The sequence below is a fragment of the Psychrobacter sp. TB55-MNA-CIBAN-0194 genome (genome assembly GCF_040309505.1).
GTDB lineage: Bacteria > Pseudomonadota > Gammaproteobacteria > Pseudomonadales > Moraxellaceae > Psychrobacter > Psychrobacter fozii.
On sequence record NZ_JBEOOW010000175.1, the window covers coordinates 1 to 280 of the forward strand.

Genomic DNA, 280 nt, shown 5'->3' on the forward strand with positions numbered 1-280 from the left:
GTTAAAGGCTAGTGCTAAAAATCCATGAAACAGTCCCATACCGAGACCCATCAATCCAATCATAATCAATGCGAGCCACGTTGGAGTATCGCTATAATCATGGATAGCTGTATAGAGCCAAAAGCCGCCGACGCACCATAGCCCCATACCGTAAGCTTCACCGATAATAAAAGCGCGACGACCACTCATATTTGGCACCAACAGCGCATATAAAATCGCTGGTGACACTATTGCTAGCGGCCAGAACCCATAAGGCGATAATGCAAATAAAAAAATAGCC

At 45.4% G+C, this 280-nt stretch carries 1 pseudogene; it reads right to left on the reverse strand.

Annotation, left to right across the window (positions count from 1 at the left end):
- Window positions 1-280 (reverse strand): annotated as a pseudogene (locus tag AAEY75_RS14720) (apolipoprotein N-acyltransferase); the annotation flags it as partial.